General features: G+C 44.1%; 10 protein-coding genes, 7 tRNA genes and 2 rRNA genes. 15 read left to right on the forward strand and 4 right to left on the reverse strand.

Annotated features, from left to right (window positions below; all coding sequences use genetic code 11):
- The first annotated feature begins 254 nt into the window (after positions 1–254).
- Positions 255–1,232, forward strand: coding sequence for an HTH-type transcriptional regulator CysB (cysB, locus tag GSF13_RS12910; RefSeq protein WP_010375565.1), 978 nt, complete (start codon positions 255–257; stop codon positions 1,230–1,232).
- Positions 1,233–1,285: 53 nt separating this feature from the next.
- On the opposite strand, the gene queC is transcribed toward cysB, so the two are convergent.
- On the reverse strand, positions 1,286–1,942 hold the full coding sequence (queC, locus tag GSF13_RS12915) for a 7-cyano-7-deazaguanine synthase QueC (protein WP_174170942.1): 657 nt from the start codon (positions 1,940–1,942) through the stop codon (positions 1,286–1,288).
- A gap of 123 nt (positions 1,943–2,065) precedes the next feature.
- On the opposite strand from queC, the gene queE reads away from it, so the two are divergent.
- Positions 2,066–2,731 carry a 7-carboxy-7-deazaguanine synthase QueE gene (gene queE, locus GSF13_RS12920; protein WP_010606532.1) on the forward strand — a complete coding sequence of 222 codons (666 nt, stop codon included), beginning with the start codon at positions 2,066–2,068 and terminating at the stop codon, positions 2,729–2,731.
- 97 nt (positions 2,732–2,828) lie between these two features.
- Here queE and GSF13_RS12925 read toward each other — a convergent pair whose 3' ends face one another.
- The 3 genes from GSF13_RS12925 to GSF13_RS12935 form a co-directional block, all read right to left on the reverse strand.
- Positions 2,829–3,695, reverse strand: a complete 867-nt coding sequence (locus GSF13_RS12925) for a transporter substrate-binding domain-containing protein (RefSeq protein WP_102056584.1) — start codon at positions 3,693–3,695, stop codon at positions 2,829–2,831.
- Positions 3,696–3,854: 159 nt separating this feature from the next.
- Positions 3,855–4,823, reverse strand: a complete 969-nt coding sequence (gene cysK / locus GSF13_RS12930; RefSeq protein ID WP_010606534.1) for a cysteine synthase A — start codon at positions 4,821–4,823, stop codon at positions 3,855–3,857.
- 128 nt (positions 4,824–4,951) lie between these two features.
- On the reverse strand, positions 4,952–7,246 hold the full coding sequence (locus tag GSF13_RS12935) for a carbohydrate binding family 9 domain-containing protein (protein WP_211868636.1): 2,295 nt from the start codon (positions 7,244–7,246) through the stop codon (positions 4,952–4,954).
- Positions 7,247–7,457: 211 nt separating this feature from the next.
- Between GSF13_RS12935 and GSF13_RS12940 the strand changes: the two genes are divergently transcribed.
- From GSF13_RS12940 to GSF13_RS13000, 13 genes are all read left to right on the forward strand, one after another.
- Positions 7,458–8,603: a dicarboxylate/amino acid:cation symporter gene (locus GSF13_RS12940; protein ID WP_010606536.1), complete on the forward strand. Its 1,146-nt coding sequence runs from the start codon at positions 7,458–7,460 to the stop codon at positions 8,601–8,603.
- A 258-nt stretch (positions 8,604–8,861) separates the two neighbouring features.
- Positions 8,862–9,512, forward strand: a complete 651-nt coding sequence (uvrY, locus tag GSF13_RS12945; RefSeq protein ID WP_174170981.1) for a UvrY/SirA/GacA family response regulator transcription factor — start codon at positions 8,862–8,864, stop codon at positions 9,510–9,512.
- Positions 9,513–9,523: 11 nt separating this feature from the next.
- Positions 9,524–11,347, forward strand: coding sequence for an excinuclease ABC subunit UvrC (gene uvrC / locus GSF13_RS12950; RefSeq protein WP_102056586.1), 1,824 nt, complete (start codon positions 9,524–9,526; stop codon positions 11,345–11,347).
- Positions 11,348–11,389: 42 nt separating this feature from the next.
- Positions 11,390–11,935 carry a CDP-diacylglycerol--glycerol-3-phosphate 3-phosphatidyltransferase gene (gene pgsA / locus GSF13_RS12955; RefSeq protein WP_010375584.1) on the forward strand — a complete coding sequence of 182 codons (546 nt, stop codon included), beginning with the start codon at positions 11,390–11,392 and terminating at the stop codon, positions 11,933–11,935.
- Positions 11,936–12,144: 209 nt separating this feature from the next.
- A tRNA-Gly gene (locus GSF13_RS12960) sits at positions 12,145–12,220 on the forward strand.
- 7 nt (positions 12,221–12,227) lie between these two features.
- Positions 12,228–12,301: transfer RNA gene (locus GSF13_RS12965), tRNA-Cys, on the forward strand.
- 36 nt (positions 12,302–12,337) lie between these two features.
- A tRNA-Leu gene (locus GSF13_RS12970) sits at positions 12,338–12,424 on the forward strand.
- 57 nt (positions 12,425–12,481) lie between these two features.
- Positions 12,482–12,557 (forward strand) — tRNA-Gly (locus GSF13_RS12975).
- A gap of 21 nt (positions 12,558–12,578) precedes the next feature.
- Positions 12,579–12,665, forward strand: a tRNA-Leu gene (locus GSF13_RS12980).
- Between the two features lie 43 nt (positions 12,666–12,708).
- Positions 12,709–12,784 (forward strand) — tRNA-Gly (locus GSF13_RS12985).
- Between the two features lie 11 nt (positions 12,785–12,795).
- A tRNA-Cys gene (locus tag GSF13_RS12990) sits at positions 12,796–12,869 on the forward strand.
- 966 nt (positions 12,870–13,835) lie between these two features.
- Positions 13,836–15,368, forward strand: a 16S ribosomal RNA gene (locus tag GSF13_RS12995).
- A gap of 266 nt (positions 15,369–15,634) precedes the next feature.
- Positions 15,635–18,613 (forward strand): 23S ribosomal RNA (locus tag GSF13_RS13000).
- Together the 16S and 23S rRNA genes form the textbook arrangement of a ribosomal RNA operon.
- Positions 18,614–18,757: the final 144 nt, after the last annotated feature.

An 18,757-nucleotide genomic window follows, 5' to 3' on the forward strand; every position in this document is an offset into this window, starting at 1 on the left:
GATAGTCGCCAGATTTAGCTCGTGAGTTTGCAAAAGCGTGTCACAATATCCGCTATTTGGCCAAATGACTGTCGGAGCGTCAGTGAAAATGCTGATATTTAGTACCTCTTGGCTACCTCATTTTTACCAAATGTGCTAGCCTACATAAGGTCGTAACAGGCGGTTTTTATCGCTTTGCACTAAACTCGCTAACAAAAAGCGGTTTTGCTATGGGCTGATGCTCAACATCAAGAGATCATAAGAATAAAAGCAATATGAAATTACAACAATTGAGATATATCGTCGAAGTGTTGAATCACAACCTTAATGTGTCAGCGACGGCGGAAAGTTTATATACCTCTCAACCTGGTATTTCAAAGCAAGTGCGCATGCTTGAAGACGAGTTGGGGGTACAAATTTTTGGCCGTAGCGGTAAGCATTTAACGCATGTTACGGGCGCGGGTAATGAAATTATTAATATTGCTCGTGAGATCCTCTCTAAAGTGGAAGGGATCAAAGCGGTTGCAAATGAACATACCTTACCAGATCAAGGTAAACTAAACATCGCAACGACGCATACACAAGCTCGTTACGCGTTACCTCCTGTGATCCAAGGATTTATGAAAAAATATCCTGCGGTTTCTCTACACATGCATCAAGGTACGCCACAGCAAATCTCTGATGCTGCCGCTCGAGGTGATGCTGACTTTGCTATTGCTACCGAGGCGCTGCATTTGTACAGTGATCTTGTCATGCTACCTTGCTATCACTGGAATCGTAGTATTGTGGTCGCCAAAGACCATCCTCTTGCACAAAAAGGCAGTGCACTGACGGTGCAAGACGTCGCTAAATATCCGTTGATCACTTATGTGTTTGGTTTTACTGGCCGCTCAGAACTGGATAAAGCATTTAATGCTCATGGTTTGGAGCCACACATCGTGTTTACTGCAACAGACGCCGATGTGATTAAAACCTATGTAAGATTAGGGCTCGGTGTTGGCGTATTAGCGTCAATGGCACTTGATGAAAAGTCTGATAGCGACTTAGTTTGTATCGATGCAAGTCACCTATTTGAAGCAAGTACGACGAAAATCGGTTTCAGAAAAGGAAGCTTCCTAAGAGGCTACATGTACGATTTTATTGAGCGATTTGCACCGCATCTCACAAAAGATGTGGTAGAGCGTGCAAGTTTGCTACGAAATCAAGATGATATCGACAAGCTATTTGAAGGTATGACGCTTCCAGTAAAATGAAGTACTTGAAAAGAATATGAAAAAGGCCTCAACAGAGGCCTTTTTCAATACTGTTATTCGTACCGGAGCGGATCTGTTGCGTGGTTTAGTTCAAACGCTTCGAGACGCTCTTGGCAAGCACCGCACTTACCACATGCTTTTTCGCGGCCGTTGTAACACGTCCAAGTGTCAGCGTAATCTAATCCCATTTTTAGACCGTCAGTCAGGATATCAATTTTTGAGTTGTTAAGATAAGGACTGACAATTTCAACCGCGTCGTAGTTCGCAATGCGACAAACATCATCCATCTTTTTAACGAACTCTGGGCGGCAATCTGGATAAATTGCATGATCGCCAGAGTGAGCACCGTAAAATACCTTATTTGCTTTTAGAGAGACAGCGTAACCTACCGCAAGAGAAAGCAAAATCATATTGCGATTAGGCACAATCGTGCTCTTCATGCTCTCTTCTTCATAGTGGCCTTCTGGCACGTCGATGTCATCTGTTAGGCTAGAGCCTGACAATAATTGATTGATAGCCGAAATATCAACGACCTTATGAGCAACGCCGAGTTTTGCACATACGTCAGCGGCAACTTGTAGCTCTTTTACATGTCGCTGGCCATAGTTAAAAGACAGTGCATAAACCTCATGGCCCTCGCGGACAGCCTTGTTTAATACAGTGTAAGAGTCCATTCCGCCGGAATAGATTACGACAACTTTTTCGCTCATAGGTGATTTGCCTCGATTTTGATAGAGGTTTACTTCAGGGCGCGATATACTACACGGCCGCTGGAGAAATGACAATTTTCTCGCGGTATTTTTCGACAACTTTATCTTAAACACGGGGCCATTTTGTACAAGGTTAACGAAATATTTGAAACAATTCAGGGTGAAGCAAGCTTCACTGGTACGCCTTCAATCTTTTTACGTTTGCAGGGCTGTCCAGTTGGTTGCGCTTGGTGTGATACCAAACAAACCTGGGAAACCAACGACACTTTTATTGTTTCATTGGATAACACTGTAGAAAAAAAGGCTGACTCAGAGTGGTGGGCGAACGCGAGTGCTGAAGAGATCTTGGCGATTTTCGAGGCTCGGGGCTACCAAGCCAAACATGTGGTGATCACCGGTGGTGAACCTTGTATGTTTGATCTTCGCCCATTATGCGAGTTATTGCATAGTAAAGGGTACAGCACACAGATTGAAACCAGTGGGACATTTGAGATCCTCGCGCCAGCAGAAACTTGGGTTACTGTGTCGCCAAAAATTAATATGCGTGGAGGTTACAAAGTACTTCCAAGTGCAATGGCTCGTGCCGATGAAATAAAGCATCCCGTCGCGATGCAAAAGCATATTGAGGAATTAGAGGCGTTATTTGCACAAACTGGGGTTGAACCAAAGCTTGTGTATCTTCAGCCAATTAGCCAAAAAGCCAAGGCCACTAAGCTTGCAATAGACAATTGCAAAGCGAAAAATTGGCGCCTATCAGTTCAAGTGCACAAGTATTTAGGGATTAACTAAAGCGATTTGCCTAAGCGTATTTTAGCTAAAAATGCAGTGTGTTTAAGCTGAGGTATTGAACAAGCAGCGTGCTTAGGCGTTAAGTTCTATGTAGAGGTCAATAACACTCGTTACTGACCATTTCAATCATTCTTTGCGTTTCACCACTGTTCTCAAATTGATAGAGATTGCGATTGATATCTTTGAGCAATTCATGCCAATGTGGTTTTTGTTTGCTAAGTGCAAAGTAGAGGTGATTATACTTAATAGGTGGCGTCACGTTTTCAATGTTTCTCAGTAATTCAATTTTCTCAGCTCTAGGTAAGTCTGAATAATTGACCGTAAAGCGCAGCACTTTTGGATCGCCTATTACTAAATTTACGCGCTTACCGACGAGTAATTTCACTAGCTGTAAATCATTTACGGCTTCCACTGTAACGAATTCACCATTATCCATCATAGCATCAAATTCAGGGGTATTCTGATAGCCCCTCACGACACCAATGAGCTCATTCTTAACTGAGTTTAGATTACCATCAAAGCGGTCTTCTTCACCTCTTCGCTTCAAAAAGCCGATTTCACCACCAGGAAAAGCATTAGATAAAGCAAGTAGCTCTCTGCGGGTCTTATTCTTGTGATTGTCAGACGGTGCTGAATCCTCAATATAGTATTCTGGGAATAAAATATCTGCTTTGCCCGTTTCTGCGGCTCTTACAGCACGAGCCCAAGGCAAAAATTCAACATACACTTGATAGTCTAAGTCGGTAAGCAGTGCGACGGCAAACTGGAAAGCCCAGCCTTTGTTGCAGAGGTTTGCACCGATATAAGGTGGCCAATCTAATGTCACGATATGAATGAACGCATTTTTGCCTTTCTTATTGTATAGATAACCCCCTTGGTACTTTTCTCCAGCAACAAGGTGAAATTCACCGCCCTTGAAGTAGGCGACGTTCAAATTCTCCCCATAGATGAAGCTACTAAACATGAGAAAAAACAAGAGTAATAAGGTCTTTACAATCATCGAAGTCAAAAAAGAGTAGCGAATAGGTAAAGTGTAGTGAAGGAAGGTGAAATTAAAAGGAATAATATAAAAAACAAAGGGGCAGTGATGCCCCTTGGTAATCTAGAATATGAAGCTCAACTCTTACTGCACTAATTCTTGTTCAGAGAATGTGTCTGCAAAAAGTGGGCTAGTTAGGTAACGCTCAGCAGCGCTTGGCAAAATAACCACGATGTTTTTATCGGCATTTTCAGGTTTCTCGGCAATTCGCTTTGCGGCAACTAGGGCTGCACCAGAAGAAATACCTACTAAAATACCTTCGTCTTTCATCAGCTGATGTGCCATTGCAATTGCATCTTCATTCGACACCAACTCAACGCCATCAATAAGCTCAAGATCTAGGTTGCCTGGAATAAACCCAGCACCGATCCCTTGAATTTTGTGTGGACCTGGCTTTACTTCGTCGCCCGCAAGGGTCTGCGTGATAACTGGTGAGTCAACTGGCTCAACAGCAATTGACTTAACATTTAGGCCTTTTTCATTTTTCAGATAGCGTGAAACACCGGTGATCGTGCCACCTGTACCAACGCCCGCAACGAAGTAATCGATATTACCTTCAAGTGCATCAAAAATTTCTGGGCCCGTTGTTTCAAAATGGATCTTCGGGTTTGCTGGGTTTTCAAACTGTTGTAGTAACACGTACTTTTCAGGGTTACTTGCTTGAATTTCATTTGCTTTTTCTATCGCGCCTTTCATGCCCTTAGCGCCTTCTGTTAGCACTAAATTTGCGCCAAGTGCTTTTAGTAGTTTACGACGCTCAAGGCTCATCGTATTTGGCATAGTAAGTGTCAACTTATAACCACGAGAAGCAGCAACGAAAGCCAGTGCAATACCCGTGTTACCTGAAGTTGGTTCAATAAGTTCTTTACCTTCGCTAAGAAGACCTGCTTTTTCAGCTTCCCAGATCATAGACGCACCAATACGGCATTTAACGCTGAAGCTTGGGTTACGCGCTTCCACTTTTGCGTAAACATTGCCGCCAGAAACGCGATTGATTTTAACCAGCGGTGTATTACCGATAGTTAGACTGTTGTCTGCATATACTTTAGTCATTTGTGTTCCCTAATCTAGGTTTGCTTGTATTCCATCACTTTACTGCGCATTTCGCAAAACGAAAGGAAAGATTGGCTATAAGATATATCAAATTTGCTTATAGCCAATAGTTATTTAAAGGTTGATATTTAAATCAACCAGGCATAACTGAACTTCATAAATACCGTCTTTTCGTCTTTAGTTATCTTTGACAAATCATCGTCTTGATAACCATGATCGGAATAGCCTGCAAAGAAAACGGTTTGTGGGTTTAGTTTATAGGAATAGAGCAGTTGGGTGCTGATGCTTTTATAAGTCGCATCAACATCATCGTTATAATTGCTCTGGTTTCTCGAAATATCTGTATTGATGATTGCCAATCTCAAATAGCTATTAATGTTGAATTGGTAAGTCAGGCGGATATCGCTCAGATTTGCGGTATAAACTTCCGCGCCATCTGCTTTCATTTTTTCGTATGTGTGGCGTAATCTAACTTCAAAATGTTTGCCAAAATTGACGTTAATAACCGGACGGGCGAAATACAAATCACCAACACGGTTGTTTGCAAGGTCAACGCGGTTTCCTTTACTTAAGTTCAAACCTGCGAAAACGCCGGCTATTGGCTTGAACTCCATATAGGTCCACTGTGAATTCTCGGTAAATAGATCGGTATTGCCGTCAATCGCTAAACGGGTTTCATCATGTCGCAGTCCTGTGCGTTTTCTATGTTCAACACCGAAATCAAGAAAGCTTTGCAACGGGCCGTCAACTGCAAAGTTGGTTTGCAGTTCTTTTTCTAATAATTCGCCTTGCTCGTTGTGGGAAATATCCCAGTCGGCGTACCAACGTGCACGGTTCCACCAGTTGCTTTCATCGCCATACCAACGGTACTCACCGCCGAAAAGAAATTTATTAAAGTCGATCTGAGTGATAAAGCCCATATCGGTTCTAAGTGCTGCATCGCGAGCTTGATAGCTGGTAAATGCCTTCCAATGCTTGCGATTGTGTTCATAATTAACGTAATAGCCAGCACCACGGTCATCTTCGTCAATCACTCTGAGTACACTTTCGTTTAGGTCGCACTCAGCGAGCGTACTATCACATAACGCTTCGGCGAAAGCGCTATCATAGTCTGTATCCGAGCCAATTAACTGCACCTGTAAGGTATCGTTATCTGTTGGCTTGTATTTGGCGTCTATACTCGCAACTTGGTTGCGATAGTCGTCGCTTTGCCTAGTCGTCGATGTCACGCCTACAGACAAGGTTTTGTTTAGGTCATGACGATATCTAAGCGCCATGTTTTGGCTTTTTCTCTCTAATGAGACAACACTCGAGCCCAAATTTCCGGGAACAACGACATTGAGTCTTTCATCGTTGGCAATAAATCCCGCAAAAGTGTGACCGTTTTTATTACCGGTAAGCTTGACGCCATAATCGGGTGCTGAAATGTTCCGAGTATGAATAAGGTTAAGGTGAGAAGAAAAGTAATCGGAATTATCTAAAAAGAACGCCCGTTTTTCAGGGAAAAATAGGCTAAAGCTATTATTAACGCTCAATTGTCCCGTGTCAGCTTCAACTTGTGAGAAATCGGGGTTTAGTGTTGCGTTTAGCGTCGTGTCTGGCGTGATAGCCCACTTTACGTCTAAGCCCGGCTCGACATTATTGTCGGCTTGCCATGGCTCTGCGATACCATCATCTATGTCGCGAGATTCTTGCCTATTGGTGACTAGTGTTGGAATAACGGCAAAGTTATTACCTTGCTTAGCCTTAGCAAATCCTTGATATTTTGGCATTTGACAGATCCAGCAAGAATTTGCATGTTGCAATTGCATGCTGGAGATACGCAACCTTTCATTTCTTGGATAAAAACGCAGAAACTCTAAAGCCATGGTTTTGCTTGCGAGAGAGTCGTTAAAATTCAATACACGAAGTGGGATTTCAACTTCAACAACATAACCGTCTTTGTTTATCTTTCCGACGCTATCCCAGATCCCATTCCAAGAACCATTCTCGCTTTTAGTGAGTTCGTTTTCAATTGAGTCTTGTTGTACACCTAGTGGATTGATGAAAAACTGGTAAGCGCTTTGGGCGTTGTTAAATGAATCAATTTTAATGCCGACAAGATCGTCTTCCCAGGCGCGGTCACGGTCACGATAAAATGCGCGGATCAATTCAGGATTAGGGTCCTTTGCATCAAAAGCAATAAATAAAGATTGACCATTCTCATATACGTAGGCCTTAGTTTGTACTGGACTTGATTGGTTCTCGTATGGCCAAGTGATGTTGTTGATATCTATTTCTAATGCACGTTGCCAAATATCGGCTTCAAGTACACCATCAATTTTTGCAGAACTATCGATAAATGGGATTTTATTTGGGTCTAGTGCCCATGCTTGACTAGATAGACTAAGCGCGAAAAAAGAGTAGGTTACAGCTTTAAGCATGAATTTAATTATTTTACAGAGACTTTTTCCAGTATTAGATAATATGCAATGAACTGAAACAATTTATTTTCGTCAGGTTGCAATTATTTACGTTGGGTGGCGAATATGTATACATAAAATGTACAAATCGATTTATCTCCATCGAATTAATAGCAAAGGTGGTCAAAAACATGTTACAACAACGCCTTTGAAAATCTGCTAGGAAGTAACTATGTCTCTTATATTGAAGCTAGTGGCGGGTATCGTCGCTGGTATGTTGGCGGGTCTGTACTTGCCGACTGTGTTAGTTGAGCTCTTATACACCTTCAAGGTGATCATAGGGCAACTTATCAGCTTTACTATTCCTCTGATAATCCTGCTTTTTATTGCTTCAGGTATAGCAGGCTTACCAAAGGGATCGGGCCACTTGCTTGGTAAGACAGTTGGCTTTGCTTATGGGTCAACCATTATTGCTGGCACATTAGCATTTTTATTAGTTAATGCTTTCATCCCATTCTTTGACGGCGGCGTTGCTTATCAAGCCGTGGAAGAATCTCATCTTAAGAGCTTTATTAATATTGAGATCCCTCCGCTGATGGGAGTGATGACGGCACTTGCAACGGCATTTATCTTTGGTATTGGGATGAGCCAGTGTGGCTTAACTAAACTTAAAGGTGTCACTGACGAAGCGAGAGATGTGGTAGATGCACTGCTTGCGAAAGTCATTATTCCAATATTACCACTCTACATCGCCGGTGTTTTTGCTGAAATGGCAGTCGCAGGTACGGTATTCGACACCCTAAGTACGTTTGGCGTGGTATTGCTTGCCGCGATTATTATGCATTGGCTATGGCTAAGCACCCTGTTTGTGGTGAGCGGCCTGTTACTTGGTAGAAATCCATTGGAATTAATCAAAAATATGCTACCTGCGTATTTTACCGCTATTGGTACTATGTCGAGCGCGGCAACTATTCCTGTGTCTCTTCGTGCAAGTAAATCTAATAATGTTAACGAAGAGGTTGCCAATTTTACTGTACCACTTTGTGCCACCATCCATTTGTCAGGGTCGACTATTACCATAGTGACTTGCGCAATGGCCGTGATGCTGCTTTCTCCTGAGATGGTTGTACCGTCATTGTCGGAAATGTTGCCATTTATCTTTATGCTTGGTGTAGTAATGATTGCGGCTCCTGGTGCGCCGGGTGGAGCGGTTATGTCTGCGCTTGGACTATTGACCAGTATGCTTGGTTTTAATGAGGGCGCAGTGGCATTGATGATTGCTTTATATTTAGCGCAAGATAGTTTTGGCACAGCATGTAATGTAACCGGTGATGGTGTGATTGCACTTTGGGTCGATAAATTTTCAAAGCAAAGCTGAGTCATATAAAAATAAATCTACTATAAGTCGCTATGGCTAAATGCCGTAGCGGCTGCCTCTAAAATCATAAAGCGGTGAAATTATAATCAAACTGCTTATTTCATGAATTAACTATTTAGTTAATTCATATCAAAATTGTATTTTTCTCTCGTTTCTATCGTTATGCTTTTAAAAAATATGTGGTAATCTCAAACATCTGGAAGCGGGGCTGTTGGTTGCTTCGCTCCTTTTACCAATATATATGTAGAGGGTATGCCATTGATTAATGTGCTTTTAGTTGATGATCATGAACTTGTCAGGACTGGCATAAAACGCATTTTAGATGATGTGCGTGGCTTTAAAGTGGTAGGAGAAGCCAAAAACGGTGAAGAAGCCGTAACCTTTTGTCGCCAAAGTGAGCCTGACATTGTGCTAATGGACATGAACATGCCTGGAATTGGTGGATTGGAAGCGACCAAAAAGATTTGCCGTTACTGTCCAGATGTAAAAGTTATTGTGCTTACGGTACATTGTGAAGATCCTTTCCCAAGCAAGGTAATGCAAATTGGTGCGCATGGTTACCTAACAAAAGGTGCAGGCCCTGATGAAATGATCAACGCAATACGTGCTGTTAATGCTGGCCAGCGTTATATTGCGCCAGAAATTGCTCAGCAGATTGCCCTTGCGCAATTTAGTGGCCGCAATGACGAAAACCCTTTCCAATCGCTATCGGAAAGAGAATTACAGATCATGCTCATGATCACTAAAGGTGAGAAAGCACAAAATATTGCAGATCGCTTGAACCTAAGCTCTAAGACGGTAAATAGTTATCGCTATCGCATGTTTGAAAAGCTCAATGTGAGCGGTGATGTGGAATTAACCCACTTGGCTATTCGCCATAAAATGATCGATATAGATAGCAGTCATTAAGTTCTTTTTAAATGACTGAATTTGATTACAAACCTTTCCTTAAGACATTAACAACAGAACCTGGTGTGTACCGCATGTACGATGTGGACGACCAGGTTATCTATGTTGGTAAAGCAAAAAACCTCAAAAAACGAGTTTCTAGCTACTTCCGTTCAAATATCACAGATAGTAAAACGCGAGTATTGGTCAGTAATATTGATCATATTGAAGTAACGTTAACGAATACCGAAACCGAAGCGCTGCTTTTAGAAAATAACTTAATTAAGAAATACCAACCACGATATAACATTCTCTTAAGAGACGATAAAAGTTATCCGTATATTTTCTTGAGCGCCCATCAACATCCAAGGCTTGCATTTCATCGTGGTAGTAGAAAACAAAAAGGCGAATATTTTGGTCCTTTTCCTAGCAGTGCTGCGGTGTCGGAAAGTCTGAGGTTAATGCAGAAGATCTTCCCGGTTAGGCAATGCGAAGATGCGTATTACCGCGCACGCAGCCGACCTTGTTTGCAGTATCAGTTAAAAAGATGTTCAGGACCATGCGTTGGCAAAGTAAGCGACGAAGAATACCAAGAGCAAGTAGCCATGGTTCGACAGTTTTTGACAGGACGCTCTCAGGACGTTATCTCAGCACTGGTGGAACGAATGGAAACCGCCAGTATGTCTTTGGATTTTGAGAAAGCAGCAAAACACAGAGATCAAATTGCTTTATTAAGGCAAATGCAAGAACAGCAGTCCATTGCAGGGAACTTTGCAGAGCTTGATGTCATCGGTTATGAGCAGAAGAACGGTTTAGTGGCCATTCATGTACTGATGATAAGGGAACATAAGGTACTTGGGACGAAAACACATTTTCCAAAGGTACCAAAAGATTCTGGGGCAGATGAAGTGCTAACTTCTTTCCTTGGACAGTATTACATTTCAACGGGTAACCACTCAAGAATTGCTAAAGAAATTGTATTGCCATTCGAAATAGAAGAGGAAAGTGCATTAGAAGCAGCGCTGACTCAAGTTTCGAAGCGCAAAGTTAATTTCAAATGTAACGTTCGTGGGGAACGAGCCCAATATCTTGCATTAGCAAATAAAAATGCGCAAAACAGTATTGAAGTTAAACAAAGTGCACAAGACTCAATCACCAAACGATATGCTAAACTAAAAGCAGTGCTAGGGCTGTCAGACATTCAAAGAATGGAGTGTTTTGATATCAGTCATACCATGGGAGAAAACACGGTCGCATCGTGCGTTGTATTCGATGGTCAAGGGCCAAACAATAGAGAGTATCGCAGATATAACGTCACTGGGATCACCCCAGGGGATGATTACGCAGCGATGGATTTTGCATTAAATAAGCGCTACGGCAAAATGTCGGATGAAGCGAAAGTACCCGATATTATTTTTATTGATGGTGGTAAGGGGCAGTTAGGTAGGGCGGAATCTTTCTTCGCTGATTGGCAACTCAATAAAATGCCGATACTGATAGGGGTTGCAAAAGGCACAAGCCGAAAGCCGGGATTAGAAACATTGCTAATAGATGGTGGTCGTAAAACGGTGAATGTCGAAAGTGATTCACCTGCATTACACCTTATCCAGCATATCCGCGACGAATCACATCGCTTTGCAATTGCAGGGCATCGTAATAAAAGACAAAAACAAAGAACGCAATCTGTGCTTGAAGAGATTGAAGGCGTAGGTCAGAAAAGACGTCAGGCACTACTTAAGTTTTTAGGAGGCATGCAGGGAGTTAAATCTGCAAATATACATCAATTAAAGCAAGTTCCTGGGATCAGCCCTGAAATGGCTGAAAAGATATTCAATCATTTGCATGACAAAGCTTAAGCAATCATGCGAACATAGAAAAAAAGACAATACCAAGTAGTTATGTGGAATATTCCAAATACGCTCACAACATTTAGATTGCTACTCATTCCCGTGTTTGCAGTCGTTTTTTATCTTCCTTATTCATGGGCGTTTTTTGCCGCCGCTTTTATTTTCTGGTTAGCTTCCGTTACCGATATCCTCGATGGCTATCTTGCGCGTAAGTTGGAACAGTCAACGCCATTTGGTGCTTTTTTAGATCCTGTTGCCGACAAGGTGATGGTCAGTGTTGCTTTAGTGATACTTGCTACACATTATGATAATTATTTCATTACTATTTCTGCTGTTGTCATTATTAGTAGAGAAATAGTTATTTCTGCGCTGCGTGAATGGATGGCCGAACAAGGTAAAAGAGGTAGTGTTGCAGTATCTTGGCTGGGCAAATTCAAAACAGCTGCACAGATGTTAGCTATTATAGGTTTGATTTGGCAGTTATCAGATTGGATGACAATGCTAAGTTACGCACTTTTAGCTATCGCGACATTGCTAACATTAGTTTCTATGATCCAGTATCTCTATGCTGCAAAAGGAGAATTGACTAATTCTTGACTTGAAATGATTATAAACCCAGCGGTTTAGATAAATTTTGAGCAAACGATTCAAAACATTCATTTTTTATGTTGACGCGTTCCAGAACTTCTGTAGAATGCGTCCGTGTTGAGAGGGCAGTATGCCATCTAAATGAAATTTAGATAGCATCACCTAGCAAGTTAAAGTTTAGAGAAGCTTAGTAAATAAGTAGATTTAAACAATGGAACGCGAGTATAGCTCAGCTGGTAGAGCGCGACCTTGCCAAGGTCGAGGTCACGAGTTCGAACCTCGTTACTCGCTCCAAATTTGCGGCGGAATGGCAGAGTGGCCATGCAGCGGATTGCAAATCCGTCTACCTCGGTTCGACTCCGGGTTCCGCCTCCATTTCTCAACATATCCACATGCGAAAGCAAACCCGATGCCCGGGTGGTGGAATTGGTAGACACAAGGGATTTAAAATCCCTCGCTGGTAACAGCGTGCCGGTTCAAGTCCGGCCCCGGGCACCATTTATATCGGGATTTGTATGTAACAAATCTATATGGTTTTTATATACAAAACGGAACGCGAGTATAGCTCAGCTGGTAGAGCGCGACCTTGCCAAGGTCGAGGTCACGAGTTCGAACCTCGTTACTCGCTCCAATTTTTGCTTTCACACCCGATGCCCGGGTGGTGGAATTGGTAGACACAAGGGATTTAAAATCCCTCGCTGGTAACAGCGTGCCGGTTCAAGTCCGGCCCCGGGCACCATTTATTTTTCACATATCAAATTTACCAGTGTGAAAAATGGAATGCGAGTATAGCTCAGCTGGTAGAGCGCGACCTTGCCAAGGTCGAGGTCACGAGTTCGAACCTCGTTACTCGCTCCAATATTCTTCATGGCGGAATGGCAGAGTGGCCATGCAGCGGATTGCAAATCCGTCTACCTCGGTTCGACTCCGGGTTCCGCCTCCATATCGCATATTCTCTTTATTCTTAATACCCTCACTTATTTATCTTTTTATTATCCAAGAACTTCACTGTTACTGATTTATCCACATCTTCTTTTACTTAAACATTGTTTCTTTAGATCCCAGAATCATTGCTATAGCTACTAGTCAATAATAAGAAGGATCGAAAGTTAGTATTCAATGCCTTTATAAACGCACCTATATTCATATTTTCGATAAAAGGTATCATTTTGGTATCTAGTCCTGCTTATTGGATAGACTTACTGCTTCATAGTCGCTTTACATTTTCACTTCCACATAATTTACGTACACCTTCTCTACATAAAGCAGAATTGACCTGGCTTTGTTTCGAGTTCTATATGTAAGTAGGCAAGTTGATATGCTAACAGATGTTATATAACGCCATTTGTTCAGTTGTTCCTTAGTGATGCTTAAAGTTTATGTAGACTCGCGTGACTTCAATTCGGTCTTTTTGAGTGAAAAATATACTGCTTTGGTATGTTTCGTTTGTTTTTTGTTCGAACAAACCTTTTTTATAAGTTTTAATGAAAAAAGGGTTGCACTAAAATCGGATCGCCCTATAATGCGACCCCACTGACACGGGGCGCTACGCTGAAAAGCAAAGTAGCAACGAGTTAGCGTCAAGTAAAACTTAAGTTCGAAACTTCTTCTCAAGAAATTCAAAATTAAGTGTTGACAAAAAATTGGGAGTGCTTAGAATGCACATCCCTCGAAACAACGAAATGTTTCGAAACGTTCTTTAAAAATATGAAGCAATCATCTGTGTGGGCACTCGTACAGGTTGAGTTCTAACAGCAGATTCTAGTTCGCTAGATGACGCAAACAAATTTAGAGTCTCAATTGTAACTGAGTGACTATATAGTCAATTCGTTTTGATTTTACTTTTTTGAAAAGTAGAAACAAACAATCAGAATTCAATGAGCACGAAGCTTAGGCTTCAAAAAACTTTTAATTGAAGAGTTTGATCATGGCTCAGATTGAACGCTGGCGGCAGGCCTAACACATGCAAGTCGAGCGGTAACATTTCTAGCTTGCTAGAAGATGACGAGCGGCGGACGGGTGAGTAATGCTTGGGAACATGCCTTGAGGTGGGGGACAACCATTGGAAACGATGGCTAATACCGCATAATGTCTACGGACCAAAGAGGGCTTCGGCTCTCGCCTTTAGATTGGCCCAAGTGGGATTAGCTAGTTGGTGAGGTAAAGGCTCACCAAGGCGACGATCCCTAGCTGGTTTGAGAGGATGATCAGCCACACTGGAACTGAGACACGGTCCAGACTCCTACGGGAGGCAGCAGTGGGGAATATTGCACAATGGGCGCAAGCCTGATGCAGCCATGCCGCGTGTGTGAAGAAGGCCTTCGGGTTGTAAAGCACTTTCAGTCAGGAGGAAAGGTTAGTAGTTAATACCTGCTAGCTGTGACGTTACTGACAGAAGAAGCACCGGCTAACTCCGTGCCAGCAGCCGCGGTAATACGGAGGGTGCGAGCGTTAATCGGAATTACTGGGCGTAAAGCGTACGCAGGCGGTTTGTTAAGCGAGATGTGAAAGCCCCGGGCTTAACCTGGGAACTGCATTTCGAACTGGCAAACTAGAGTGTGATAGAGGGTGGTAGAATTTCAGGTGTAGCGGTGAAATGCGTAGAGATCTGAAGGAATACCGATGGCGAAGGCAGCCACCTGGGTCAACACTGACGCTCATGTACGAAAGCGTGGGGAGCAAACAGGATTAGATACCCTGGTAGTCCACGCCGTAAACGATGTCTACTAGGAGCTGGGGTCTTCGGACAACTTTTCCAAAGCTAACGCATTAAGTAGACCGCCTGGGGAGTACGGCCGCAAGGTTAAAACTCAAATGAATTGACGGGGGCCCGCACAAGCGGTGGAGCATGTGGTTTAATTCGATGCAACGCGAAGAACCTTACCTACACTTGACATACAGAGAACTTACCAGAGATGGTTTGGTGCCTTCGGGAGCTCTGATACAGGTGCTGCATGGCTGTCGTCAGCTCGTGTTGTGAGATGTTGGGTTAAGTCCCGCAACGAGCGCAACCCCTATCCTTAGTTGCCAGCGATTCGGTCGGGAACTCTAAGGAGACTGCCGGTGATAAACCGGAGGAAGGTGGGGACGACGTCAAGTCATCATGGCCCTTACGTGTAGGGCTACACACGTGCTACAATGGCAGGTACAGAGAGCAGCGAGCTAGCGATAGTGAGCGAATCCCTTAAAGCCTGTCGTAGTCCGGATTGGAGTCTGCAACTCGACTCCATGAAGTCGGAATCGCTAGTAATCGCAAATCAGAATGTTGCGGTGAATACGTTCCCGGGCCTTGTACACACCGCCCGTCACACCATGGGAGTGGGTTGCTCCAGAAGTGGATAGTCTAACCTTCGGGGGGACGTTCACCACGGAGTGATTCATGACTGGGGTGAAGTCGTAACAAGGTAGCCCTAGGGGAACCTGGGGCTGGATCACCTCCTTATACGATTTAGAACTTATTTGTTCGAAGTGTCCACACAGATGATTGTTGCTTGGCCTGATGGCTAAGTGATATTGCTCTTTAAAAATTTGGAAAAGCTGAAAAATTAAATTCTGATAGATAACGAAAGTTATTTATCGAGTTTTCGAAAGAAAATGCCGATTAATCATTTCGATGATTAATTAGCGTCTACTTTAGTATTCAATATTAACTTCTGGCGAAGTTAAACTGTCTTTAGCAGTACAACTTAAAACTATTTTGGGTTGTATGGTTAAGTGACTAAGCGTACACGGTGGATGCCTTGGCAGTTGGAGGCGATGAAGGACGTACTAACTTGCGATAAGCCTAGTCAAGCCAGTAAGAGGCGCTTGAGACTAGGATTTCCGAATGGGGAAACCCACCTGCTTGCAGGTATCGTTAACTGAATACATAGGTTAACGAGGCGAACGCGGAGAACTGAAACATCTAAGTACCCGTAGGAAAAGAAATCAACCGAGATTCCGAAAGTAGCGGCGAGCGAAATCGGAGCAGCCCTTAAGCTTTAGTGTAGTTAGTGGAATATGCTGGAAAGCATGACGAAACAGGGTGATAGTCCCGTACACAAAAACTTATCTAAAGTGAAATCGAGTAGGTCGGAGCACGTGAAACTTTGACTGAATATGGGGGGACCATCCTCCAAGGCTAAATACTCCCAACTGACCGATAGTGAACCAGTACCGTGAGGGAAAGGCGAAAAGAACCCCTGTGAGGGGAGTGAAATAGAACCTGAAACCGTGTACGTACAAGCAGTAGGAGCCTACTTGTTGGGTGACTGCGTACCTTTTGTATAATGGGTCAGCGACTTATATTCTGTAGCGAGGTTAACCATTTAGGGGAGCCGTAGCGAAAGCGAGTCTTAACTGGGCGCTTAAGTTGCAGGGTATAGACCCGAAACCCGGTGATCTAGCCATGGGCAGGTTGAAGGTTGAGTAACATCAACTGGAGGACCGAACCCACTAACGTTGAAAAGTTAGGGGATGACCTGTGGCTAGGAGTGAAAGGCTAATCAAACCGGGAGATAGCTGGTTCTCCCCGAAATCTATTTAGGTAGAGCCTCGGACGAATACTTACGGGGGTAGAGCACTGTTAAGGCTAGGGGGTCATCCCGACTTACCAACCCTTTGCAAACTCCGAATACCGTAAAGTAATATCCGGGAGACACACGGCGGGTGCTAACGTCCGTCGTGGAGAGGGAAACAACCCAGACCGTCAGCTAAGGTCCCAAAGTGTATGTTAAGTGGGAAACGATGTGGGAAGGCTAAAACAGCTAGGAGGTTGGCTTAGAAGCAGCCACCCTTTAAAGAAAGCGTAATAGCTCACTAGTCGAGTCGGCCTGCGCGGAAGATGTAACGGGGCTAAACATACCACCGAAGCTACGGCTGCGAATATACCACCCAAACTATTTTAAGATTAACGTTGACGCACGAAGTGCCCAACGGTCAAGCGACCAACACGTTGAGTTGGCAAGAGATAGTTTCGGGGTATATTCGCGGGGTAGGGGAGCGTTCTGTAAGTGGCTGAAGGTGTGCCGGGAGGCATGCTGGACATATCAGAAGTGCGAATGCTGACATGAGTAACGACAAGAGGAGTGAAAAACTCCTCCGCCGGAAGACCAAGGGTTCCTATCCCATGTTAATCAGGGTAGGGTGAGTCGACCCCTAAGGCGAGGCTGAAGAGCGTAGTCGATGGGAAACGGGTTAATATTCCCGTACTCGGTATGAATGCGATGGGGGGACGGAGCAGGCTAGGCAAGCATGGCGTTGGTTGTCCATGTGAAAGGCTGTAGGCTGGTGACTTAGGAAAATCCGGGTTGCTAAGGCTGAGAGTCGAGACGAGCCACTAAGGTGGTGAAGTTGTTGATGCCCTACTTCCAGGAAAAGCCTCTAAGCTTCAGTTCATACTGAATCGTACCCTAAACCGACACAGGTGGTCAGGTAGAGAATACTAAGGCGCTTGAGAGAACTCGGGTGAAGGAACTAGGCAAAATTGTACCGTAACTTCGGGAGAAGGTACGCTCTTGTTTGTGAAAGACTTGCTCTGTAAGCAAACGAGAGCCGCAGTGACCAGGTGGCTGGGACTGTTTATTAAAAACACAGCACTGTGCAAAATCGTAAGATGACGTATACGGTGTGACACCTGCCCGGTGCCGGAAGGTTAATTGATGGGGTTAGCTTAGGCGAAGCTCTTGATCGAAGCCCCGGTAAACGGCGGCCGTAACTATAACGGTCCTAAGGTAGCGAAATTCCTTGTCGGGTAAGTTCCGACCTGCACGAATGGTGTAACCATGGCCACGCTGTCTCCACCCGAGACTCAGTGAAATTGAAATCGCAGTGAAGATGCTGTGTACCCGCGGCTAGACGGAAAGACCCCGTGAACCTTTACTACAGCTTGGCACTGAACATTGACCCTACATGTGTAGGATAGGTGGGAGGCTTTGAAGCAGGAACGCTAGTTTCTGTGGAGCCGACCTTGAAATACCACCCTTGTAGTGTTGATGTTCTAACTTAGGCCCCTGAATCGGGGTTGAGGACAGTGCCTGGTGGGTAGTTTGACTGGGGCGGTCTCCTCCCAAAGAGTAACGGAGGAGCACGAAGGTTTGCTAAGTACGGTCGGACATCGTACGGTTAGTGTAATGGTAGAAGCAAGCTTAACTGCGAGACAGACACGTCGAGCAGGTACGAAAGTAGGTCATAGTGATCCGGTGGTTCTGAATGGAAGGGCCATCGCTCAACGGATAAAAGGTACTCCGGGGATAACAGGCTGATACCGCCCAAGAGTTCATATCGACGGCGGTGTTTGGCACCTCGATGTCGGCTCATCACATCCTGGGGCTGAAGTCGGTCCCAAGGGTATGGCTGTTCGCCATTTAAAGTGGTACGCGAGCTGGGTTTAGAACGTCGTGAGACAGTTCGGTCCCTATCTGCCGTGGGCGTTTGAGAATTGAGAGGGGCTGCTCCTAGTACGAGAGGACCGGAGTGGACGAACCGCTGGTGTTCGGGTTGTGATGCCAATTGCATTGCCCGGTAGCTACGTTCGGAACTGATAACCGCTGAAAGCATCTAAGCGGGAAGCAGGCCTCGAGATGAGTTCTCACTTTGACTTAGAGTCAACTGAAGGGCCGTTGAAGACTACAACGTTGATAGGCGAGATGTGGAAGTGCTGTGAGGCATTAAGCTAACTCGTACTAATTACCCGTGAGGCTTAACCATACAACGCCAAAGTGGTTTACTAGAATTGTTCCAGACAATTCCTAGCATGACCTCCATCCATGGAGGCCTTAGCTAACAGAAGTTAATAGACTAAAGTAGACAAAAGAATTTAATAGCTTTTTCCAGATTTACATTGATGAAGGA

Origin of the sequence: Pseudoalteromonas sp. M8 (genome assembly GCF_018141365.1) — a bacterium.
Lineage (GTDB): Bacteria > Pseudomonadota > Gammaproteobacteria > Enterobacterales > Alteromonadaceae > Pseudoalteromonas.